Annotated in this window: 18 protein-coding genes; 8 read left to right on the top strand and 10 right to left on the bottom strand. The window is 63.5% G+C overall.

All coding sequences use genetic code 11. The features are described from left to right. Nucleotides 1–29: 29 nt before the first annotated feature. Entirely contained in the window at nt 30–641 is a 612-nt protein-coding gene (locus tag RAK07_RS05410) for a hypothetical protein (RefSeq protein WP_305731823.1), read from the bottom strand. A 254-nt stretch (nt 642–895) separates the two neighbouring features. Here RAK07_RS05410 and rpsF point away from each other — a divergent pair, with 254 nt between their 5' ends. The 7 genes from rpsF (at nt 896) to RAK07_RS05375 (ending at nt 9,335) form a co-directional block, all read left to right on the top strand. Beyond that, entirely contained in the window at nt 896–1,273 is a 378-nt protein-coding gene (gene rpsF, locus RAK07_RS05405; protein WP_305731822.1) for a 30S ribosomal protein S6, read from the top strand. Nucleotides 1,274–1,294: 21 nt separating this feature from the next. Next, entirely contained in the window at nt 1,295–1,633 is a 339-nt protein-coding gene (gene rpsR, locus RAK07_RS05400) for a 30S ribosomal protein S18 (RefSeq protein ID WP_305731821.1), read from the top strand. Between the two features lie 13 nt (nt 1,634–1,646). After that, entirely contained in the window at nt 1,647–2,612 is a 966-nt protein-coding gene (locus RAK07_RS05395) for a YybS family protein (protein WP_305731820.1), read from the top strand. A 27-nt stretch (nt 2,613–2,639) separates the two neighbouring features. Beyond that, nucleotides 2,640–3,083 (top strand): 50S ribosomal protein L9, encoded by a 444-nt coding sequence (rplI, locus tag RAK07_RS05390; RefSeq protein ID WP_305731819.1) that lies wholly within the window; start codon nt 2,640–2,642, stop codon nt 3,081–3,083. Between the two features lie 111 nt (nt 3,084–3,194). Then, nucleotides 3,195–4,532, top strand: a complete 1,338-nt coding sequence (locus RAK07_RS05385) for a hemolysin family protein (protein ID WP_305731818.1) — start codon at nt 3,195–3,197, stop codon at nt 4,530–4,532. A 12-nt stretch (nt 4,533–4,544) separates the two neighbouring features. Continuing rightward, nucleotides 4,545–7,874 carry a YhdP family protein gene (locus RAK07_RS05380; RefSeq protein ID WP_305731817.1) on the top strand — a complete coding sequence of 1,110 codons (3,330 nt, stop codon included), beginning with the start codon at nt 4,545–4,547 and terminating at the stop codon, nt 7,872–7,874. A 90-nt stretch (nt 7,875–7,964) separates the two neighbouring features. Further along, complete coding sequence (locus tag RAK07_RS05375; RefSeq protein ID WP_305731816.1) at nt 7,965–9,335, top strand: DEAD/DEAH box helicase; 1,371 nt, start codon at nt 7,965–7,967, stop codon at nt 9,333–9,335. A gap of 69 nt (nt 9,336–9,404) precedes the next feature. On the opposite strand, the gene RAK07_RS05370 is transcribed toward RAK07_RS05375, so the two are convergent. From RAK07_RS05370 to RAK07_RS05335, 8 genes are all read right to left on the bottom strand, one after another. Then, the gene (locus RAK07_RS05370; RefSeq protein ID WP_305731815.1) at nt 9,405–9,875 is read right to left on the bottom strand and encodes a CHRD domain-containing protein; all 471 of its coding nucleotides are present in this window, start codon (nt 9,873–9,875) and stop codon (nt 9,405–9,407) included. 361 nt (nt 9,876–10,236) lie between these two features. Next, nucleotides 10,237–11,718, bottom strand: a complete 1,482-nt coding sequence (locus RAK07_RS05365; RefSeq protein ID WP_305731814.1) for an ATP-binding protein — start codon at nt 11,716–11,718, stop codon at nt 10,237–10,239. Beyond that, complete coding sequence (locus RAK07_RS05360) at nt 11,708–14,380, bottom strand: aldehyde dehydrogenase family protein (RefSeq protein ID WP_305731813.1); 2,673 nt, start codon at nt 14,378–14,380, stop codon at nt 11,708–11,710. Before RAK07_RS05360 ends, RAK07_RS05365 begins: the two co-directional genes overlap by 11 nt. Nucleotides 14,381–14,393: 13 nt before the next feature. Continuing rightward, nucleotides 14,394–15,512 (bottom strand): LuxE/PaaK family acyltransferase, encoded by a 1,119-nt coding sequence (locus RAK07_RS05355; RefSeq protein WP_305731812.1) that lies wholly within the window; start codon nt 15,510–15,512, stop codon nt 14,394–14,396. A 9-nt stretch (nt 15,513–15,521) separates the two neighbouring features. Next, nucleotides 15,522–16,805 (bottom strand): phenylacetate--CoA ligase family protein, encoded by a 1,284-nt coding sequence (locus tag RAK07_RS05350; protein ID WP_305731811.1) that lies wholly within the window; start codon nt 16,803–16,805, stop codon nt 15,522–15,524. An 18-nt stretch (nt 16,806–16,823) separates the two neighbouring features. After that, nucleotides 16,824–18,188 carry a phenylacetate--CoA ligase family protein gene (locus RAK07_RS05345; RefSeq protein ID WP_305731810.1) on the bottom strand — a complete coding sequence of 455 codons (1,365 nt, stop codon included), beginning with the start codon at nt 18,186–18,188 and terminating at the stop codon, nt 16,824–16,826. An 8-nt stretch (nt 18,189–18,196) separates the two neighbouring features. Then, nucleotides 18,197–19,396, bottom strand: coding sequence for an MFS transporter (locus RAK07_RS05340; RefSeq protein ID WP_305731809.1), 1,200 nt, complete (start codon nt 19,394–19,396; stop codon nt 18,197–18,199). After that, entirely contained in the window at nt 19,381–21,336 is a 1,956-nt protein-coding gene (locus tag RAK07_RS05335; RefSeq protein WP_305731808.1) for a SpoIIE family protein phosphatase, read from the bottom strand. Before RAK07_RS05335 ends, RAK07_RS05340 begins: the two co-directional genes overlap by 16 nt. On the opposite strand from RAK07_RS05335, the gene RAK07_RS05330 reads away from it, so the two are divergent. Continuing rightward, entirely contained in the window at nt 21,311–21,496 is a 186-nt protein-coding gene (locus RAK07_RS05330) for a hypothetical protein (protein ID WP_305731807.1), read from the top strand. The two genes, RAK07_RS05335 and RAK07_RS05330, sit on opposite strands and share 26 nt — an antisense overlap. Here RAK07_RS05330 and RAK07_RS05325 read toward each other — a convergent pair. Further along, complete coding sequence (locus RAK07_RS05325) at nt 21,493–21,828, bottom strand: EF-hand domain-containing protein (protein ID WP_305731806.1); 336 nt, start codon at nt 21,826–21,828, stop codon at nt 21,493–21,495. The genes RAK07_RS05330 and RAK07_RS05325 overlap by 4 nt on opposite strands. Between the last annotated feature and the right edge of the window lie 69 nt (nt 21,829–21,897).

The following is a 21,897-nucleotide window of genomic DNA, read 5'->3' as shown; positions in this document are numbered from 1 at the left end:
GAATATGTAACCAACCTTTTCAGAAGTCCCTATTTGCCCAGCTGATCAACCAGTGCCGGCACGGCGCGGGAAAAGGCCGAGCCGAGCGCCTTCTGCATCACCTCGTAATGCAGCTTTTCGCGATCCTTGACCGCGAAGTCGGTGCTTCGGGATTCAAAGGAAAGGGTATTGGTCCTGATGCCGTCTTTCCAGACCTCCACCGCGAAGCTGATCCGGCAATCGGCCTCACTTTTCACCAGGGAGGAAAGCTCGTCGAGCTTCATCACGATCCCGTTCAGGACAACACCACGCGCCACCCCTTTCGGCAGGGCATCAACAACCTGAACCGTGTAGCCGGCCCGCAGCAGTTCCTGCTGCAAGGCGTTACGTACCAGCACCAGCGGCGAGGTGTCGCTGACCACGTTCCCCTTGATCTTGCCCCCCGAATCCCGCACCTCGCCGAGTATCCACTGCACACGGGCATCGGCACGTCCTTCGTCAAGCTGGGCGGCAAGCACCACGACGCCCCCCTTCCCCGCAGCAGTTCCCACCGGTTGATAGGCCGGCTTCAGCAGAATATCCGACGACGCACAGCCTGCCAGCGCCAGCATCAGCGCGCCAAGCGCCACATATCCGAACGATTTCAAAGCAGCACTGAACATAAATACCTCCTTTGTGCCCACAACAACGCAATGTATGTAATAGCCTCTGTGCCTGTAATAACATCAGGCCGGACAGGTGGCAAGATGCGAGTTGCAATCGCACGGCCCGTGCCTTGCGGAAAAATTCAAAAAAAATATTGCATAATCAGCCAACTATGGGCTATAAGAACTGTTCGCGAAAAGCAGCCTTGGTGCTGCCCACTCCTTGCTCCGGCGCGACCGGGGCTACCAATCCGAGAGGAGGATTACCCAACATGAGGAAGTACGAAACCATCTTCATCCTCCAGCCGGACCTCGCCGACGATGATATCAAAACCATCACCGGCAAGGCCCAGGACGTGATCGCCGCCTACAACGGCGCTCTGCACCGGCTGGACGACTGGGGGGCCCGCAAGCTGGCCTACCCGATCCGCAAGTTCCCCCGTGGACGCTATTTCTACCTTCGCTTTGACGGCGGGGCCGAACTGGTGGCCGAACTGGAACGACGCCTGCGGCTCGACGAAAAGGTGTTGCGCTACCTGAGCGTCAACATCACCAACGAGCCGGAAAAGAAAGTGGCCGAGCGCAAGCCGGCTGCCGATGTTTCCGAGGCGCCCGAAGTTTCAGAAGCTGCCGAGACCGCGGCTGAATAACGTTCCTGGAGGATGACTGCAATGAGTGAAACCACAACGACGACAACCTATCCGTCTTCTTCCGCTCCGCGTCCTGCGGGCCGTCCCGGCGGCCCCCGCCCCGATCGCGGTCCCGGCGGTCCCCGCAAGAAGCGCCCCTTCCAGCGCCGCAAGGTATGCCGGTTCTGCGCTGAAAAGGACCAGGTGATCGATTATAAAGATCCCCGTACGCTTCGGTACTTCGTGACCGAGCGCGGCAAGATCGTGCCCCGCCGTATTTCCGGCAACTGCGCACGCCATCAGCGTGACATTACCGAAGCGATCAAGCGGGCCCGCACCCTGGCACTGCTGCCGATCGCAGCAGGTCACAACCTGCCGTAACCACGGCTATTCAATGAGCGAAAGCACGCCAGCACCGGGCGGCGGCCGTCAACTGGTCGCCGCCCTTCTTGGAGCAGCCCTTTCGGCCCTGCTCTTCGCCACCGGCCTGGTGGTACCGTTCATCGGCTTCCTCACCGCCTTCCTTGCCGCTGTCCCGCTTACCCTGGTCCGGTTGCAGGGTTCCCGTGCCGCGGCACTGGCGGCCACCATTATCGGGGGAGCGCTGATCGCACTGGCCTTCTCCCCGCTGGTCGCCGCTTGGTACTTTGCTCAATGCGGGCTTGCGGGATTTCTGGTTGCCGACCTTTCCCTGCGCGGTTTCACTCCGGCCCGTACCGTACTCTGGAGTACCCTCGCAGCGATGGTGCTGATGGCACTGCTGGTAACCGTCATCAGCGTGACCACCGGCTTCAACCCGCAGCAGTTCATCGAAAAGGAAATACAGCAGGGACTGCAGCAGGCCATGAAGCTTTATGAGGCTCCCGGCCTGGCCGAACAGGACAGGGAAACCCTGAAAAGCGGCATGGAGTCCATCGGTCAGGTGATGCTGCGCATCTATCCAGCCCTGGCGACCCTGAACCTGCTGGCGGTCTGCATCATCACCACCGGCCTTTTCCACCGCGCCGCCGCCCGGCGTTCCCTTGCCCTGGTCTCGGTACCGTTCAAGGAGTTCCGGGCTCCCGAACTGCTGGTCTGGCCGGCCATCGTCGCCGGCTTCGCCATGCTGGCTCCCAGCCCGCTGGTCACCACGCCGGCGCTGAATCTGCTGGTAGTGCTGGGAGTTGTCTACTTCATACAAGGACTGGCCGTCCTGCTCAGCCTGATGGACCGGAGCGACTACCGCGGCCTGCTCAAGGCGTTTCTGGCCATACTGCTGCTGACGCAACCCTATCTGGCGATGATCGTCGCGATCATCGGCATTTTCGACCTCTGGGGTGACTTCCGCACCCCGCGCAAATCGCCGGAAGAAAACCTGTAAGCACAGGCTTGAAAGGAGAAACAAACCATGAAGGTCATTCTGAAGGAAAACATCGACACCCTGGGACAGATCGGCGACATCGTCAAGGTAGCTCCCGGCTACGCCCGCAACTACCTGCTGCCCAAAGGGCTGGCCATCGAGGCCACCGACAAGAATGCCAAGGCCCTTGACCATGCCAAGCGCCAACTGGCCTACAAGAAGAACAAGGCGCTGGAATCAGCCAAAAATCTGGCGGAAAAACTGGCTGCGGTGACGGTTGCCCTGTCCCACAAGGCTGGCGACGAAGGCAAGCTGTTCGGTTCCGTCACCACCATGGAGATTGCCGAGTTCCTCAAGGCGCAAGGCTTCGATATCGACCGCAAGAAGATTGTTCTGCCGGAGCCGATCAAGCAGGTGGGTGACTACACGCTTACCGTCAAGATTCATCCGGAGGTTTCCGCCGCGCTCAAGGTAGCGGTCGCCGCCGCCTGACTACCGGCCCCATGACGTCCCGAAGCCCGCCGATCCGGCGGGCTTTTTTGTGGCCGCTGCCGCCCCCCCGCAATTGACAAACAGCACGATTCAAGGGATTATATCCTGGTAATGGACTCAATCGTCACCGAACTTATCGTCATCCTGCTCCTGATCGCCATCAACGGCTTCTTCTCCATGTCGGAGTTCGCCATCATTTCCAGCCGCAAAAGCCGGATCGCCCAGCTGGTCGCGGAGGGAGACGAACGGGCCGTCATCATCGAACGGTATCAGCAGGATCCCCATCCGCTGCTGGCAGTCATCCAGATCGGCGTTACCGTGGCCGGCTCAGCCGCCTCCACCGTCGGCGGCATTGTTGCCATCGAGCAATTGCGCCCCCTGATCGCCTCAGCTCCCTGGCCGCTGATGAGCAGTGCCGCCGAGCCGCTGGCAGCGTTTCTGGTGGTCGCGGTCATCTCCTTTGTCACCCTGATCATCGGCGAACTGGTCCCCAAGGCCATCGGGCTTCAGTTTGCCGACCGGATCGCCCTGTCACTGGCACTGCCGATGCGGGTTGCGGCCGGCATGTGCGCACCGGTGGTGGCACTGCTGACCTTTTCCAGTAAGTCGGTGCTGAAACTGCTGGGGATCAGGGACGAACAGGACGCCTTCATCACCCGCGAAGAGGTGCAGCACCTGGTTTCCGAAGGACACGAGAGCGGTGTCTTCAGCGAAGCTGAACATGAATACATTCGCAACGTTTTTGAGTTCACCCATACCTGCGTACGGGAAGTGATGATTCCCCGTACCCGCATGGTGGCTCTGGAAGTCTCGCTCAACCGCGACGAGCTGCTTGCCGTCATTCTGGAGAACCAGTATTCGCGCTACCCGGTCTACCGCACCAGCATCGAAGATATCGTCGGCGTGGTGCATGACAAGGACCTGATCGGCCCCCTGGTGCGGGGCGAGCGGATCAACCTCGAATCCCTGCTCCGGCCGCCGGTCTTCGTACCGGAAGCCAAACGGGTGAACGACCTGCTCAAGGAGATGCAGCGCTCCCGCAACCATATGGCGCTGGTGGTGGACGAATACGGCGGCCTTTCCGGCCTGGTCACCACCGAGGACCTGCTGGAGGAGCTGGTGGGCGAAATCGAGGACGAGCACGACGCCAATGAACCGGGCAAGATCGTTCGCCAGCCGGACGGCAGCTGGCTGGTGGACGGCCTGGTATCGGTCTTTGACTTGCAGGAGCCGCTGCAGATCCGTCTGGAGGACTCCCCCAACTACGACACCCTGGCCGGTCTGGTGCTGAACGAACTGGGACGCCTGCCCGACCAGGGTGAGACCCTGGATTGGATGGGGTACCGGCTGGTCTGCGAGCAGGTCACCCGCACCGCGGTTTTGCAAGTGCGGATCATCCCCCTGGCGGACGACCGGGAAACCGTGCCCAGCGGGCCGCCCCCGCGCTGACCGCCAACGACGATGCGCCCCTCCCTGCCCATCCTGAAGCTGATCCTGCTGCTCTGCGCCCTGGCACTTGCCGCCTTTGCCGCCCTCAATCTTATGTTGCCCCGCCTGATCGACCTGAACAGCTACCAGGCGCAGTTGACCGATCTGCTGCGCCGGGAGCTCAACCGTCCGGTCAGCATGGGGGAGAGCCAGATATCCTGGACTCTGGGACCGGTCTTCACCTTTCGGGACCTGGCCATCGGCGAATCGCCCGGCAGGGGCGCCACTCCGGCAGAGCCGTTCCTTACCGCCCGGGAAGTATCGTTCCGCCTGTCGCTGCTGCCGCTTCTGCGCAAACGGATATCCCTGAACGAGATCGATATCCGGCAACCGGTCATCAGACTTTCCCGTGACCGGGAGGGAAAGCTCTCCATCGACGACCTGCTCAAACCACCCCCCACACCAGAGCAGGAAAAACCTGCCCTGCGCCTGCACGGTCTGAAGCTGCAGGGCGGTACGCTCATCTGGCGCGATGCTGCGGCAACTCCCGACCGGGAGCTTGCCATCACCCTTTCCGCCCTGGATCTGAGCCTCGATCGGCTGGCACCGGGCAGAAAGAGCACCGTCAAACTGAAGGCGCAGCTGGGGGACAAAGGCGAGGAAACCATCGCACTGAGCGGCAGCATTCGCCTGCCCAAGACCGGTGCCAGCCCTCTGACTACCACCCTCAACACTACCCTGAAACTCTCCCGGCTGGACTACGACCGCTTCTGGCCCTACGTCGGCCACCTGATTCCCTTCCCGTCGCCGGGCGGGCGGAGCAGCCTTGAACTGACCTTCAAGGGAACCTGGGACGACCTTGCCGCCAAAGGGGAACTGCTTCTCCACCAGCCGCGGCTTCTCTGGCCCACGGTGTTCCCCTACCCGGTTACGCCGCAGCAGGCACGCTTGGTCTTTGATCTGAAACGGACCCCGGACCTGCTGGACCTGCCCAAGCTGCAGCTCACCCTGGACGGTTTCGCTTTCCGGGGAAGCGTGAACCTCTCCCAGCTCAGAAGTGGCGATCCGCTGCTCAGGGCACGGGGAAGCAGTGATCAGTTCGACTACGTCACCACCCGCAGCTACATCCCCTTCGGCATCATCGAGGACGATGTGGCCGACTTCATCAGAAACAAGATCAAGTCGGGACGGTTCAAACTGATCAACGGCACCCTGGATGCCCGTTTCTCCCAGCTGGTGAACTTCGGCAAGGGAGACAACGCCAATACCCTCTTCATCCACGGCACTGCCGAGGATGCCGTGATCAGCTACGGCCCCAAGGTGCCCAGTTTCAACCGTATTCACACCACGCTGGAACTGAAGGGACGCAATTTCAACCTGCCCGACGGACGGGGCCACTTCGGCGACTCCCCCTTCACTGTGAACGGCACCATCACCGAATATGCCACCGATGGCGTTCCCTGCGCCTATCCCTTTACCATGGACATAACTCCCAAACCGTCGGAGGTAGCCTGGCTGGCCCGCTTCGTCCAACTGGACACCCTTTCCTTCAGCGGCCCTTCCTCCTTGCGCCTGACCGGTGCGGGGCTGATCAGAGCCTACCAGCTTTCCGGCGCCTGGAACCTCACGTCGGCAGCCTACGAACTGGCACCGGCCGTGAAGAAGCCGGCCGGCATGGCCAACAACCTCAGCTTCAGCAGCATCCTCAGCAAGCATGAAACCCGGCTTTCTTCCATCAGCTACTCGCTGCCGCCGTTGCAGCTCTCCGCCAACGGCCTCTTCCGTCATGACAGCGGTCCCCCGCACCTCTCCTTCGAACTGCAGAGCAACGCCTTCTTCCTGGGACCGAAACTGCCGATCCTGACCGCCTGGCAGCAGTATCAGCCCCAGGGAACCGTGCAGGTACACCTGCTTGGCGACGGCAACCCCGAAGATTTCGGCAACATGCAGTACAACGGCACCATCCGGCTCGCCAATGCCTCGGTCAAACCGCTGGAAGGGTTCGACCCGGTCAGGGCGATCAACGGTACCGTCACCTTCAAGGGAAACAGCGTCCAGACCTCGCGCATCGCCGTCCAGTACGGCAGCACGCCCCTCACCGTGCGGGGACGGATCGTCAACCTGGCCCAGCCGGAGGCGGAACTGCTCATCTCCTCGCCACGGGTCAACCTGAAGGACTTCGGCCTTGCCGGCATGGAACTGCCGCCGGTCCGCCAGTTCAGCACCCACCTCGTCTTCCGTGACCAGACTTTGGGAATCCGGGCGCTCACAGCCCGTATGGAAAAGTCGGTCATCAATGCGGACGGACGCTACACCACCGCACCGGCGCCGTCGCTCTTCCTGAACATCGCCGCTCCCCGCCTGGATATCGAGGAGCTGCTGCCACTGCTCTCCATATCCCGCCCCGCCGGTTCACCAGCAACGGGAAAGCAAACGGCGCCGCTGCTCCTGGCGGGACGGATCACCGCGGAACAGGGCTCCTACCGCGACATCACCTTCACCAAACTGGCCGCCAACGTTCAGAGCGACGGCGGAGTCCTGCAACTGCACTCGCTGGAAGCCGGCCTCTTCGATGGGACGCTCGCCGCCAACGGCCAACTGGTTCTTCACCGTGACCGCTCCCCGGACTGGGCCCTGGCCCTGCGGCTCAACCGGGCCAAATCCGGGGAGCTCTTCGCCGCACTGGACCTGGACCGGGAAATTCGGGGACGGATCACCGTTGCCGGAAATCTCAAAGCAACCGGCAGCACCCTGGCCCAGCTCAAGCAGTCGGCCTACGGTGACCTGAAACTCGACATGGAGCGGGGCGTGCTGCGGCGCTTCAACTCCCTTTCCAAGGTCTTTTCCATCCTCAACCTCTCCCAGTTGCTCTCCTTCCGGCTGCCGGACATGGCCAGCGACGGCATGCCGTTCAACCGGATCACTGCCAGCGTTGCCCTCAAAAACGGCATTCTCACCACCAGGGATTTTTTCATCGAGAGCAACGCCATGCATATCTCCATGGTGGGAACCCTCAACGTGGTCAAGGAGGAGATGGATCTGCTGATCGGCGTGCAGCCACTGCAGACCGTGGATAAGATCATCAGCCGCATCCCGGTGGTGGGCTGGATACTGACCGGCGGCGACAGCAATCTGATTTCCGCCTACTTCGAGGCCAAGGGGAGCTGGGCTGATCCCAAGGTGGCCGCCATTCCGGCAAAATCGATGGCCAAGGGAACCCTGGGGATCTTCCAGCGGATATTCGAGCTGCCGGTGCGACTCTTCACCGACACCGGCGAAGTATTGATCGGCGTGGGGGAAAAAAAGGAAGAGGATACGGATACCGGTAACAAAACAGGACAACCCGGCCGACAGACGCCCTAACCGATGACGCCCGTTGTTGCCTTCCGTCCGCTGCCGGTGTATAGAATTAGTCAGCAACAGACCGATAGTACAGAAAATGAGCTTCCAAACATGACATTCGATGAACTGCCGCTTCCCGCCGCCGTCCTGCAGGGAATCCGGGATACCGGCTTCAGCACCTGCACCCCGATCCAGGCCCAGACCCTGCCGCTCTCGCTTTCCGGCAAGGATGTGGCCGGCCAGGCCCAGACCGGCACCGGCAAGACCGCTGCCTTCCTGATCACCCTCTTCACCCGGTTGCTCACCTCCGGACGGCCGGCCGACAAAGGCCCCCGGGCACTTGTCCTTGCCCCCACCCGCGAGCTGGTGGTGCAGATCGAAAAGGATGCCCACCAGTTGGGCGCCCACTGCGGTTTCGGTATCCAGGCCATCTACGGCGGTATCGACTACATGAAGCAGAAAAACGCCCTCAAGGACGGCGCCGACATCGTCATCGGCACCCCGGGGCGGCTGATCGACTACCTGAAACAGAAGGTCTACACCCTCAAGCATATCGAGATGCTGGTCATCGACGAGGCGGACCGGATGTTCGACATGGGCTTCATCCCGGACCTGCGCTTCATCCTGCGTCGGCTGCCCCCCTTCGACGCCCGCCAGAACCTGATGTTCTCCGCCACCCTCAACCAGCGGGTCATGGAGCTTTCCTACGAATTCATGAACCTGCCGGGCAAGGTCTCGGTGACCCCGGAGAAGATGACCGCCGAACGGGTCAGCCAGACCCTCTACCATGTGGCCAACAAGGAGAAGTTCCCCCTGCTGCTGGGGCTGCTCCGGCGGGAGGGGATGAGCAGGACCATGATCTTCGTCAACACCAAGCGGGAGGCGGAGCGGCTGCAGGACCGCCTCAACGCCAACGACCTGGCGGCGCGGGTCATTTCCGGCGACGTGGAGCAGCGCAAGCGGATGAACATCCTTGACCAGTTCAAGCGGGGCGACCTGCCGATCCTGATCGCCACCGACGTGGCCTCGCGGGGACTGCACATCGAGGATGTCACCCACGTCATCAACTACGACCTCCCGCAGGATGCCGAGGATTACGTCCACCGCATCGGCCGCACCGCCCGGGCCGGTGCCGAGGGAACCGCCATTTCCTTTGCCGACGAGGACGGCGCCTTCCATATCGAGGCCATCGAGGAGTACATCCGGCACAAGATTCCGGTGGAATGGGCGGAGGACGATCTGTTCGTCAACGACTACGTCCGCCCCAAGCACCGCCCTGCCCCGGCTCCCGCCGCGGCGCGGCCTCCCCGCCAAGGACGCCGTCCCTCCGGCCAGGGAGGACACGGGCATGGACAGCATAAGAAGCCGGCCGAAAAACCGATTGTGGCCGCCCCCTCCTCTGCGGAAGGAGAAAAGAAAAAGCGCCGCCGTCCGCGACGCAAGAAGCCGGCGGACGGTGGCGGTTCGCCGGTTGAACCCTGAACGATCCTTCCCGCACCAGCCCGGCCCGCCATGCGGACCGGGCTGGTCACTTGTCAGCAATAACGGCAGCTACCTGAGCTGCCCCCGAATCTCGCCACCGGGGTGGGCATCCGTATGGACGTTCACATAGGCGTTCCCCGTAGTGATGAGCTGCAGCAGTTCGTCCAGCGTTTTCCCGGCAAACTCGCCGGAAAGTTCCCGCGCCGTGATGGTCCCCTCCGCCAGAACGCCACTGAACATACCCGGCTTTTTCGGGCCACTGAACAGAAACACCACCGGCGGTCCGTTCGCCCCCTGCATGCCGCGGTGAATATGGGCAACCCGGATGTTCTCCAGCTTCTCCACCTGCAGCCGGTAGTGCAGCGTTTCGCCATCACTGCTCACCGTCACGCTGACATCACCCGTGGCTGCCGTCGCGACCGCCGGCACCTCTTCCGTTCCCACCAGAGCCGCACTGAAGCGTTGCTCGGCCCCAAAGCCGGCGGATGCCAGCAGCATGGCGGCCACTACCGTACCCAGTCCCAATGTTACTCTGCTCATTACTCTGCCCCCTTGCTGTGGCATCTCACTGCCTCTGCGCAAAAAGGGTCAGGGGCCGGGAAGGAGAAACAGCCCCTGACCATGGAGGGATACCCGACCGTCCGGATGGCGCCCCGGCGTCCCGTTGTCTGCTCGGACCTATCTCGTCAATGTGGGTCAGCTTTGCAGGTGACGTGCCACATCCGGCATATCGACTGCAGGCATGCAGTCTCATGACATTCGGCGGAAGAAGGGGGCCGCTGTGGCAGCCGCAGGATGGTATGCTCTCTGGACAGCTCGCGAGGACAAACGAAACAACCAACTGATATTACACAATACTCCTGCATGCCACCTTTTTACCGGTGTCAGTTTTTCTGCCTGTTCAGGGACGCTGTTCATACTGGCGGGTAATGAACGCCAGCAGCTCCTTGGCGGTGTCGGAAACCACCGTCACCCTGGCCGGGTCGAACTGCACGTTGTTCAGGTACTGCAGCCTGAGCAGGTCGCCGTTCTCAAGCTCCGGAATGATCCCGGCAAACAGGTACCCCTTTTCCGCCAGCTGTCCGGCAAGCGCCGCTGCCTCGGGGCTCCCCAGCGAAAGGTCCAGATAGACCGCCTCCACCTTCTTCTCGCACAGCTCCCTGGTGTGGTGCAGGATCATGACGCAGGCATCGCTGCCGATCCGTTGCGGTTCGATGGTGGCGTCGTTGAAGGCGTCGCGGCGTATCCGGATGGCAAGCCGCGTCTCTCCGCCTGCGATCCGGTCGGTTGCCGCCACCTCCTCCACCTGCCGGTTCAGGCCGTTTTCCGCATAGACCCGCCGGATCAGCCCGGCGTAGAGCGCCGGCAGCCAGACCGTGCGCAGCGGTTCCCGGTTCAGGCGGTAGTAGAAGTAGACCAGGGCCTGGCGCTGCCCCATCAGTTCGTTGCCGATCTTCTTGAAGGCCACGTTTTCCGAGACGTAGGAAAGCAGGATGCCGGTCTCCCGCGCCCCCAGGGACAGGTTGCCCTGCTGGGTGTAGGGATGGATGGTGACCGCCTCGCTGTAGATGCCGTAGAGCCCCTTGCATCGGGCATGGTCGAACAGAAACAGCTTCATTTCCTTGAACAGGCTTAATCCCCGGTAGCGGGGGTCCACCATGGCGGCGCCGCACTCGGCCACACAGGCATCGGCACGGTCGTAGAACAGGCTCAATGCCGCGATTATACGTCCGTCGGGCAGCACGGCGGCGCAGGTCTCCATCAGTCCCCCTGCCATCCGCTCCCGAATCCGTTCCGGGTAGTAGAAGTCGCTGACATAGGTATACCCGTAACTGCGGTAGGCAAGCTGGGCCAGGGCCAGGGACTCGTCGGGCCGCAGCAGGCGCAAGAGCGGCTGTTCCGCCGGACAGACGGCGGCCTGCTGCTCGGGAGTGTCCTGCTGCTCCATGCCGGTGGCAACACTCTCGGCAGGAAGCTGCTTGATCAGTTCCAGCCGTTTCCCCTCCTTGCCGCGGTTGATGAAGGAGAAGCCGTCCAGCAGGTGCCGCAGCAGCAGCAGGTTTAAGGCAAGTCCTTCGTTCTCTTCCAGCTGTTTCAGGTCAAGGGGCAGGCCGTGGTCCTCCACGGCAATGACGAAGCTGCCGGGACGGTGTTCCAGCACCAGGGTGATCTCGCCGCTCTCCCCCGGTTCGAAGGCGCTCTGGGCCACGCTCATGAACGCCTCTTCCACCGCCAGTTCAATCCTGGTCAGCTCATCCCCGGATATGCCGAAACAGCGGGCAAACTCCGCCGCCCAGAGTTGTACCGGCCGCAACGATTGCGGCTGCGAGCCCACCGTGGTGCGCGCCACGGGGCCGTAGGGAAACGCAACGCTAGCCGCCATGACGTTCCTCCACCACCCGCTTGATCTTGCCGGTTTTGGGATTGCGCGGCAGTTCGCCCGGTTCCAGCACCTCCGCCAGCGGCCGCGCCACGGTGCCACTGGCCAGGTTTGTCGCAATCACCGGCTTTTCCCGCAGCAGGGTCTCCACCAGGCATCGGGACAGGCGCTCTTTAGTCTCTGCCGTCAGCGGTTCCAGTGATTCCACCCGGATCAGCAGCAGATCCAGCCCTTCCTGCTGCCGGCCGTGGATGACGAAGTTCTGGCTCAAGCCCTCAACCTGGGCGACGCAGGTGGCAACGGCATCGATGGAGACGTTGTCGGCGCCGATCACCACCACCTCGTCGGAGCGCCCCAAAAGCTCGAAGCGCAGGCTGGTGCGGCCGCAGGGGCAGTCACCGGGAACGATCCGGCCCCGGTCACCAACGTTGTAGCGGATCACCGGCATCAGGGTGCGGTCCACGTTGGTCAGGATGATGGTGCCAATCTCGCCGGGGGGCAGCAGTCGGCCGGTCTCCGGATCAACGATCTCCAGGATGTGCAGCTCCTCGTTCAGGTGGTGCACCGACCCGGTGCAGGCCGGGCACTGGTATCCCACGGTGCCGGTGTCATTGATGGCGTAGGAGGCGGAGCGGATCAGCTCGGTCTTCAGCACCGAGGCCACGTACTGCCGGGTGGCCTCCGGCATATGCTCGCCACCGTAGCCGATCTTGCGGATGGTCAGGTCGGTGATGTTGTTTTTCTCCACGTACTGGGCGATCCCCACCAACACCGAGGGGATGGAGACCGCGCCGTCCACCTTGAAGGCCCGCAGGAAGGAGATGATGTTCTCCATCGGCACATGGCCGCCGATGGGCAGGATATGGGCGCCGATCAGCTCCAGTGCCATATTGATGCTGATGAAGGAGGCCCACATGTTGCCGGCGAAGAACAGGTTGGCCACCACCTCCCCCTCGTTGAACAGCCCCAGGCCCAGTCCCTTGGCGATGCCGGCCGCATTGCGGCGGGTTTCCTCCAGGGTGCGGTAGACGAACTTGGGCTTGCCGGTGGTGCCGCCGCTGGAAAACGAGATGGAGCTGCCCAGCGGCCCGGTGAGGAGTCCCTCGCCGTAGGGGGGCAGGTGGCTGCGGAACTGGTCCGGCTCAAGGATCGGCAGCGTGGCCAGCTGGCCAAGGTCGGCAAGCGGACCCACCGGCAACCGCTCACGGTAGAAGGGGGAGTGGCGGCGGGCCGTTTCCAGTACCTGGTTAAGCCTGCCCAGGGTACGCGCCCGGCGGGTGGCCTCATCGGCAAAATCAAAGGGGTCGTGGAAGCGGCGCTCGTGGCCCACCGAGACCCAGCGCACCAGCTCGGCCAGACCGCGGGTGCCGTCGTGGGGGGTGCCGTGCTTGCGTTTGTGCATCCGCCCGATCTCGGTAATCCGGTCCGCCCCCAGGGCCACCAGGCGGTCGGACAGTTCGAACAGCCGTCGGCTGTCGGCCAGGATGCCCACGGACTGGATGAATTTACCCTGTTCCTCCAGGGTGGCGTACAGCTCCCGGTCGTTGTTGATCGCCACCACAAAGGCGGTGCGGTGCTGGCAGGAAACCTTGAAACAGGGATGCTTCTCCAGGATCACGGTCCAGCGCTGGTCATCTGCCGCCGGAATCAGCAGCTCCGCGGTGCCCAGGGCCTGATCCACCCTGGCCAGTTCGCGGACGCGGGTGATCTCGGTCTGCTCGTCCCGGTTGATGCGCGGAAAGGGGAATTCGCCGCAGAGTCGCTCCAGGGCCGTTGCCAGCTCGCCGGCAAAGCGCCGCGCCTCTTCCTCGCCCTGAATAAAGACCGCATGGGGTGAGGAACAGGCCGCCTGCTCCCACATGGTGAAGTCCCGGGCCACCTGCAGGGCTACCTCCTCACGGTCGCAACTCTGTAACTCCTCGCGGTCCAGCACCACCAGGGAGTATTTGGGACCGTACTCCACCTCCTTGGTGTGCAGCCCCCGTCCTTGCCGGTAGATCTCCACCACCTCCTTGCCGCCGTAGACGATCACCACGTCGGACTGTTCCTTGACGATCGCCTCGATCTCCCGGTCTCCTCCCTTGAAGGGAAGCAGGGCCAGACAGGGGCAGATCAACCGCTCCTGATCGCATTCTTCCAGCAGCCGGGCGAACAGGAGCGGAAAGACCGGATCAAAGGAGGACATCTTCAGGATATTGACGTTCTTGGTCATGATCCCCTGCACCAGGGTATCCACGGCGCTGACAAAGACATTACCGGCGGAAACGTGGGAGACCACCCCCTGGGGCATGGCCCGCACAAAGCCGCGGAACCGCTCGTGCCAGACAAACTCGTCCAGGTAGCGGGGATCGTCCAGGTCCACCGCCAGCCGCTGCATCAGGTTGTCGTAGCGCAGGATCCAGCAGATCGCCTCCAGACCGGCAACCACCATCTCCTGCGAGAAACCGAGCTGCCCCGGCATCACCGCCACGATCTCCTGCCGCACCGGATCGGCCGGGTCGGCCAGCCGCCTGCCCGCCCGGTCAAGCACCGCGGCCAGGCTGCCCGACGGCGTCTCCCGGATCTGTGCCGTGCGGCTGCGGGCCGTAGTGAAGATAGCGTGCATCAGTTCAGCCGTGATTGCGGCTGACTCCTCAAAGCTGCCGAAGTTGTACCATTTCACCATATTCCTTCTCCTGTCACAGCTTGATCAGTTGCGAAGCCGAAATGGCACAGCCCGCATGCTTGGTCACTCCGGCCCGCCCTTGAAGCTTGATAAACTCCCCCGGAATGCCGCAGGGGCAGTCGCGGCCGATGGTTCCCAGGTCGGTGGAAAGCACCGATATGGCCGGTGCGCTCCTGATGTAGCTGGTCTGCAGCTTGAGCAGCCCGGTCTCCCCCGGGGGACAGACCCGCAGCGTGCCGGGGTCCAGGGCCGCCACGTTGGCAAAGACCGGCACGTGGTAGTGCCGCTGGCCGCAGCTCATGTAGGGAACCCCGTGCTCCACCATGCCGTAAAAATCCCTGATCCGCTCCGGCCTGATCCCCAGCAGCTCGTGAACCAGCTCCGCGTACTGCTCAAAGCTGACCGTCGCGCCGGTATGGGACTTCCAGCCGCCGCCGGTGATCAGCAGGCTTTCCGCCGGAAACTGCAGGCGCATGCCCCGCCGCTGCATTTCCAGCAGGGTGACGAAGCTGAAAGCCAGAAAGCCCACCACCCGCAACGGTAACCCGCTTTCGGCAAAGCGGGCCAGGGTGGCGATGGCCTGCTCCAGATCAAAGGCCGGCTCTCCCCCTGCCCCCTGCTGCAGCGCGAAATATTTCTCCGCCGCCGGGGCAAAGGAGGTGTAAACGTTGAAGGTATGGGCCGCTCCCCGGTTATCGGCGATATCCGGGGCATAGGAGAAGACCAGGTAATTGACCGGCCGTTCGTCCGTCAGCCCCAGGGAGCGCACCAGCAGGCTGCGCATACCGGCCTGGCGCTCGAAGGAGAGCCGGTCCAGGTTGATCTGGCTTTTCTGCCCCTGGGTGCCGGAGGAGGTGAAGGTCATGGCGATCTCCTCTTCCGGCAGGGAGAGCAGCCGGTGCTGCTTGAAGGCGGTGACGAAGATGTGGGGAATGCTGATCAGATCGTCATGCGTGCGGATCTGTTCCGGCGTAAAGCCGTACTGCCCGCAGATACCCCGGTAGACCGGGGAATGTTCGATATGGAACGCGACCATCTCCCGCATGGATAGCGTGAACAGCTCCCGGCCTTCCGTCGACTGGTCAAAGGCCTGTTCACGCTGATAAAGCCGGTTGGTTGCCTCTTCAATCATCATCTCCTCCTAGAGCACCCGCCGATCCACCAGCCGCGCCACCTTACCGGTGATCGGGCTGCGCGGCAGCGAACCCAGTTCGACCGCCTCAATGACAAAGGACTTCAGGTACCCTTTTTCCGTTGAAATCTTAAGCTCCGGCACCGCTTCAAACAGGTCCCGCTCCAGCGCAGCCAGCGTTGCCCGGTCCGGTTGCGACGGCGCTTCGATCCGCAGCACCACGGTGAACTGGCTTGCCACATCTTCGATCTCAAGCTGGAAGTTGAGGCTGAAACAGTCCGGATGGGCGGCAATGGCGTTCTCGAACAGGTCGAGCGAAATGAAGCCGCCCCCCAGCTTGAAGTCCTGTCCGGCCCGTCCCCCCAGCTTAAGACACGGGTTGGGATCGCCGCAGGGACAGGGGCTGCCGGTCCAGGCAGCCAGATCCCCCACCCGGTAGCGGATGATCGGCGTGGAGACCCGGCTTAGGTTGGTGACCACCACCTCACCCATCTCGCCAATGCGGGCAGCACGGTTCTCCTCGAAGTTGACCAGTTCCACGAACTGGAAGGCAGTGGGAACATGGTAGGTTCCAGGCCCGCAGTGGTCGCACTGGTAGCCCATGATGCCGACATCGGCGCTGGTGTAGGCCCCGGCCTTGATGTGGGAGACCCCCAGGGCTGCGGCCACATGGGCCTCGGCAGCGGCGCTTAAATGCTCGCCGGCGTAGTTGATCATACGCAGGCCGGGGAAGCTGAAGCCGTCGCGCTTGGCCATGTCGGCCATGAAGACGAACAGGGTGGGCAGGGAGACCATTACCGTGGGCTCAAAGGTACGGCAGAGTTTCACCACCTCTTCCATCGGGATGTTGGCCGAGATCGGCAGGTGCACGGCCCCCAGTTTCTTGATGCAGTCGTGCAGCCCCAGGAAGGAGGGCCAGAAATGGCCGGCAATGAACAGGTTGGCCACCCGGTCCTGGCGGGTGATCCCCAGGATGCGCATGGCAGCGGCCTGGCAGGTGACGAAAGCGTCCCATTCGGCATGGGTGTAGGTGGTGTAGCGGGCAATGCCGCTGGAGCCGCCGGTGGAGATGATGATGGCATCCTCCAGCGGACGGGTCAGCATGTCGGTGGAATGGGGGTAGGAGCGCTCGTAAATCTCCGCACGGGTCAGGAGCGGCAGTTGCTGCCACGCCTCACGACTGCCGGGAACCGGGCAGCCGGCGTATTTCTCTCCATAGAAGCGGGAGGCGAGCGACTCCCGCACGATCTCGGCCCCCCTGGCGCACTGCAGCTCTTCCGTGAGATGTTCCATCCCTGTTCCTCCCTGTGATCAGTCCAGGATATAGCGGTGCTTGACGGCGCCCTTGTCGCCCTCCAGCTCCTGTACCCGCAGCCGGATCAGCTCACATCCCGTGGAACGGGTCAGACTGGCGTACTTGGTCTCGAACTCGCGACTTCTGCCGATCAGATAGCCCAGCAAGGCTTCCCGGTACCGTCGGGCAAGGTCGTCGCTGGCTTCCCCTTCCACGAGCACCGTGAAGTCGAAGCAGGCAACGCCCTCCTCCTCCACCATCTTCACCGTGAACAGGCCGGAGTAGGCCATGTCGCGGGGCTGGTCGAGGAAAAAGCGGTTGATCTCCTGCACGTCCAGGTTGGTGCCGTAGAAGATCACGGCATTGGCGGCCCTGCCCCGCACGAAGAGCACCTGCTCCGGCAGCTCGTGCAGCAGTTCGCCGGGCAGGCCATCCAGCCGGGCGAGGTCGGCTTTTGCCAGCAGCCCTCCCAGATCGCCGGTATTGTACCGGACCAGCGGCACCAGTTGATCCTTGGTGACCACGATCATGCCGTCCACCAGTTCAAGATGCACCTTGGGGGATACCTCCAGCAGCATCGGCGTGTCCTCGGTGGCGAACAGCTCCCGTCCCAGGTCCGGCCGGTGGTGGAAGAACTTGCGCAGCCGGATGGCAGGGGCGGTCTCCACGGCGATATCGCCGGTATCCGCCGAGCCGTAGCCGGTCCAGAGCACGAACGGCGCAGCGGGATCGTGGCCGTAACGCCGGGCAACCGTCTCCCGGCAGGCCTCGCTGAAGTACTCCCCCAGCACCGGAAAGCTGCAACTGCCCGGCGGCGGCGTAACGCCGCGCTTTGCCAGAAGCGCCGTGATCAGGCCGATGTTGGAAGGGTTGGTGATCCAGAGGATTTTGCTGAAATTGGGATAAAACCGGGCATAGATCTCCACCGCCTCTGCCAGGTTCAGCCCCGGCGTGCAGACCGTGATCGGCAGCCGGCCGGATGCCGCAATGACCCGTAAGGCCGCGGTGACCGCCATGCCGCCGAACCAGGTACCCAGGGCCATGCAGCAGAGGATCAGGGTCCGCTCCCGGTCGATGCCGTAGTGCTGCACCAGCATCCCCTCCAGCGACTCCAGGTAGCGGTTTTCGTCCTCCGGCCGCTTGGGCCAGAACACCGAGCCGGACTTGCTGAAACCGGAACTGGCGCCGATCAGATGGCAGTCGCCGATGGAACCGTCCCAGCAGAGCTCCTCGATGGGGTAGTCCAGCAGATAGTTCTGCTTGGTGGTGAGCGGCAGCTGCTCGAACGGCAGGTCGGCGGAAGCCCCCTGCGCCGCCAGGAAGCTGCGGTAGCCGGGGACACGCCCGGACACCTGCAGGGCAAAGCTGGTCATATCATGCATGGCACACCTCACACGTACTGGTCACGAAGCTCACCGATCCGGGCAACAAACGCGGCACACACCAGCAGGGCCAGGCCGCAGGCCGACAGGATGACCGCCGGGCTGACCAGGTCGGACAGCCAGCCGGTCAGGCCGAAGGAGATCGGCTGCGCCGAAAGGGAGACCGCCGTAAGCAGGCTGAAGAACTTGCCCCGCACCTCGCCCGGCACCATCCGCTGGAACAGGGTGATCAGGCAGATGTTCACTCCGTTCAGGGCAAAACCGGTCAGCGCCAGCGCGCCGAGGAAAAGCGGCATGGCGGCGAACAGCCCCATCAGCAGAAAGCTTCCCCCCACCAGCAGCAGGCTTGCGGTCATCAGACGGGACAGCGACGCCGCGGGATGCCAGCTGCTGAGCGCCAGTGCCGCCAGGAACATGCCGCAGGTAAAGGCGGCCAGGAGCAGCCCGACCCCGGCGGAACCGGACCGGAACACCCCTTCGCCGAACACCGGAATCAGCACCGACAGGGAGGAGAAGAGGAAGTTGATCACCACCAGCGGGGCCAGCAACCGGGCAACCACGGGAATGCCCCGCACCACGGTCCAGCCCTCGCGCAGGTTGACGAGAAAGGAGGGGTGTCCGGCGCCGCCGGCCTGCGCATAGGCGATGGAGGCCAGCAGCAGGGCGGAGACGACGAAGGAGACGCCGTTGCACAGGAAGGCGGCCGGCACGCCGATCAGGGCGATCAGGCCGCTGCCGGCCAGAAAGCCCAGGGCACCGCTGGCATTGGCGGAGAGCTGGGTTATGGCGTTGGCCCGCGCCAGGTCCGCGGCCGGAACGATCGCAGGGAGCATGGCCAGGGTGGCGGGGTTGAAAAAGGCGGAAGCCAGGGAGATCAGCGCCGTCATGATGACGAGGCCGGTCATCTCCAGCGTGCCGGTGGAGGCCAGCAGGGCCAGGGCCAGCACCAGCAGGCAGCGGATCAGGTCGGCGGCAATGGCGATTTTTCTGCGGTCAAAACGGTCGGCAAGGTAGCCGGCCCAGGGGGAGACCAGCACGGACGGCAGGGTGGCGGCGATCAGCACCAGTCCCAGGGCGGTGCCGGAGCGGGTCCAGGTGTAGACCAGCCAGATCACCGCCAGGGTATGCACCCGGTCGCCGATCTGCGAGGCCACCTGACCCAGCCAGAAATTTCTGAAATTGCGATTATCCCTCAGAAAGACGTACATGCTCCTCCTGATTTCCCCGTGCCGTCCCGGCGGAACAGGGCCAGCATGGTCAGGTCGTCGGACTGGCTGGCGGCGTCCGCAAAGGCGGCAACGGCTTCCTCAACCTTGCGAAGGAGCTCGCCCGCACCGCCGGTTCCGCCGGAAAGCGCGGCCAGCAGCCGTGCTTCCCCGAACAGCTCCCCTGCCCCGCTCATCGCCTCGGTGACCCCATCCGTATAGAGAATCAGGGTATCACCGGCGATCAGCGTCACCTGCTCCTCGACATACGTGAAATCCTCCAGATATCCGGCAACCAGCCCGGGGCTGAGGCGCTGAAAAACGCACGTCCCGTCCGCACGCCTGATTGCCGGCGGCGTGTGGCCGGCGTTGGCCAGTCGCACCATGCCGCTGTTCGGATCAATGATACCGCAGAGGATGGTGGCGAACATGCAGCTGTCATTGCCCCGGCACAGTTCACGATTGATTCGACCCAGCAGTTCGGCCGGATCGCAGTCGTCACCGGCTCCGGCCCGGGCCAGGGTGACCGCCATGGCCATGTAGAGGGCGGCGGGAACCCCCTTGCCGGAAACGTCGCCGATCACGAAGAAGAGGCGGCCGTCGGCCAGCAAGCGGGCGTCGTAGAAATCCCCCCCCACCTCCCGTGCCGGCACGCAGCAGCCGGCGATCTCCAGGCCCGGAAGCTCCGGCAGCTCATGGGGCAGGATCGCCATCTGCAGGTCATGGGCAACGGACAGCTCGCCGGCCATCCGCTCCTTGACCGCCGTGGTCTCGGTCAACTGCCGGATATGCTCCTTCAGATCCCGCTGCATCCGTCCGAAGGAGTCGGCCAGATGCCGCACCTCCCCGCCGACGCGAATCGGCGGCAGGTCGCCGTCCAGATCGCCGCCGGCGATCCGCTGCACCGCCAGGCTGATCTCGGCCAGGGGACGACTGACACTGCGGGCCACCAGCACGATGGCCAACACCAGCACCACGATGCCGGCAATGCAGAGCAGCGCAATCATCCGGCCGATCCTGGTCACCTCGCTGCGCATCTCCTCCGCCGGGAACACCACTGCCAGCGACCAGCCGGTGGCCGGCACCGGCGCGTAGTAGATCCAGCTTTCCCTGTCGAAGACATTGCTGCCGGTGACAAAGCCGCTCTCGCCACGGGTGATGGCCCGACCGATCTCGCGCAGCACCGGGTTGTTCTTCTTTTCGGCGACGCCGGCAAGGGTTTCCCGCATCACCAGGGAGCGGTCCGGATGGGCCAGGTAGACCCCGTTGCGGGAAAAAAGCGCCGCGTAGCCGTTGCGGTTCAGCTTGAGCGAGGCGATCTGACGGCCGAGCCAGTCCACCGAGACATCGGAGGTGGCAATGCCGGCAAAACGGCGGACCCCGCCCTGCATCCGGTAAAAGGGGACGGAATAGGTGGTCATGACCACGTTGCCGCCCCCTTCGTCGAAGTAGGGCTCGCTCCAGACCGGCGCTTTCCGCTCGGCGGGAAGGCGGTACCAGGGCTGTTGCGGGTAGTTGTAGGAAGGGGACGCCAGGTCGATAATGGCCAGTTCGCCGTTCAGACGTTTGAAACAGTAGGGGGCCGAACGTTCCCGGCCGTTCGGGGAGAAACCGGGGGCAAAGGCGATGGCGGCGCCGAACACCTCTTCGTTGGTGGCAACGTGGTAGCGCAGGATGCGGCGCAGGTCGGCCGTCGTCAGCCGGGGGGCCGACTCAAGGGCGGTCGCCAGCGTGGCCTGATCCCGTGCCACCGCCCGCAACTGGTCGTCGATGCTGTAGACCGCCGCGGCCACCACGTCCCGCGAGTGGGCCATGACCTGCTCTTCAACCAGCCTGCTGGTGAAGCGGTCATTCACGGAGAACACCACGGCGAAGATCAAGCCGCCGCAGAGGGACAGGGCAAGGATCAGCCGGGCCGTGACGCCCAGATCAGCCCAGTGCACCGCTCGTCTCCCCCGGCCTGTCGTGAAGCGTGACGATGCCCCGGACAGCGGATCGTCGGAATCCCGTCGCCGTCATGCCGGCCAGGGGGCGCCGGCCGGCACTGCCGATCTCTTCGAATCGTTCTCCGTCCTGAACCAAAGCACCTCCTCCGCCTCCTAGAACTTCCAGAGTATGAAGCCGCCGGGCGCGGCGCGTTGCCATTCCTTGCGGCTGATGAACCCGTTCTTGTCCAGGTCGAGGGTATCGAACAACCGGCGTTTCTGCCCCTCGGTCAGGACGTTCTGCCCCGTGGCGGCCGGATCGCGCCGCTGCACCCGTTTCGTACCGTCCGGGGCGCTCACCACCGCCAGGTCACCCTTCAGCAGTTCCGTGCGGCTGATAGTGCCGCTTTTGTCCGTATCGAGCTGCTCAAACAGCTGCGCCTCCGCCACGGCTGCCGCCGGGAACGACACTGCCAGCATCAGTGCTGCTACTACCGTTTTCATCATCATTTCGTATCCTTTCCAGCCTGTTCGCACGCCTGAAACGGGATATGCGGCCAGCCGCAGGCGCACGGGGTT

This window comes from Trichlorobacter ammonificans (genome assembly GCF_933509905.1).
GTDB classification, from domain to species: domain Bacteria; phylum Desulfobacterota; class Desulfuromonadia; order Geobacterales; family Pseudopelobacteraceae; genus Trichlorobacter; species Trichlorobacter ammonificans.
This window is presented reverse-complemented; position numbering and strand designations above follow the sequence as displayed.

Excerpts from the sequence above, each read along its gene's own strand:
- RAK07_RS05410 (WP_305731823.1), bottom strand. The coding sequence starts at position 641 with ATGTTCAGTGCTGCTTTGAAATCGTTCGGATATGTGGCGCTTGGCGCG.
- rpsF (WP_305731822.1), top strand. The coding sequence starts at position 896 with ATGAGGAAGTACGAAACCATCTTCATCCTCCAGCCGGACCTCGCCGAC.
- rpsR (WP_305731821.1), top strand. The coding sequence starts at position 1,295 with ATGAGTGAAACCACAACGACGACAACCTATCCGTCTTCTTCCGCTCCG.
- RAK07_RS05395 (WP_305731820.1), top strand. The coding sequence starts at position 1,647 with ATGAGCGAAAGCACGCCAGCACCGGGCGGCGGCCGTCAACTGGTCGCC.
- rplI (WP_305731819.1), top strand. The coding sequence starts at position 2,640 with ATGAAGGTCATTCTGAAGGAAAACATCGACACCCTGGGACAGATCGGC.
- RAK07_RS05385 (WP_305731818.1), top strand. The coding sequence starts at position 3,195 with ATGGACTCAATCGTCACCGAACTTATCGTCATCCTGCTCCTGATCGCC.
- RAK07_RS05380 (WP_305731817.1), top strand. The coding sequence starts at position 4,545 with ATGCGCCCCTCCCTGCCCATCCTGAAGCTGATCCTGCTGCTCTGCGCC.
- RAK07_RS05375 (WP_305731816.1), top strand. The coding sequence starts at position 7,965 with ATGACATTCGATGAACTGCCGCTTCCCGCCGCCGTCCTGCAGGGAATC.
- RAK07_RS05370 (WP_305731815.1), bottom strand. The coding sequence starts at position 9,875 with ATGAGCAGAGTAACATTGGGACTGGGTACGGTAGTGGCCGCCATGCTG.
- RAK07_RS05365 (WP_305731814.1), bottom strand. The coding sequence starts at position 11,718 with ATGGCGGCTAGCGTTGCGTTTCCCTACGGCCCCGTGGCGCGCACCACG.
- RAK07_RS05360 (WP_305731813.1), bottom strand. The coding sequence starts at position 14,380 with ATGGTGAAATGGTACAACTTCGGCAGCTTTGAGGAGTCAGCCGCAATC.
- RAK07_RS05355 (WP_305731812.1), bottom strand. The coding sequence starts at position 15,512 with ATGATTGAAGAGGCAACCAACCGGCTTTATCAGCGTGAACAGGCCTTT.
- RAK07_RS05350 (WP_305731811.1), bottom strand. The coding sequence starts at position 16,805 with ATGGAACATCTCACGGAAGAGCTGCAGTGCGCCAGGGGGGCCGAGATC.
- RAK07_RS05345 (WP_305731810.1), bottom strand. The coding sequence starts at position 18,188 with ATGCATGATATGACCAGCTTTGCCCTGCAGGTGTCCGGGCGTGTCCCC.
- RAK07_RS05340 (WP_305731809.1), bottom strand. The coding sequence starts at position 19,396 with ATGTACGTCTTTCTGAGGGATAATCGCAATTTCAGAAATTTCTGGCTG.
- RAK07_RS05325 (WP_305731806.1), bottom strand. The coding sequence starts at position 21,828 with ATGATGATGAAAACGGTAGTAGCAGCACTGATGCTGGCAGTGTCGTTC.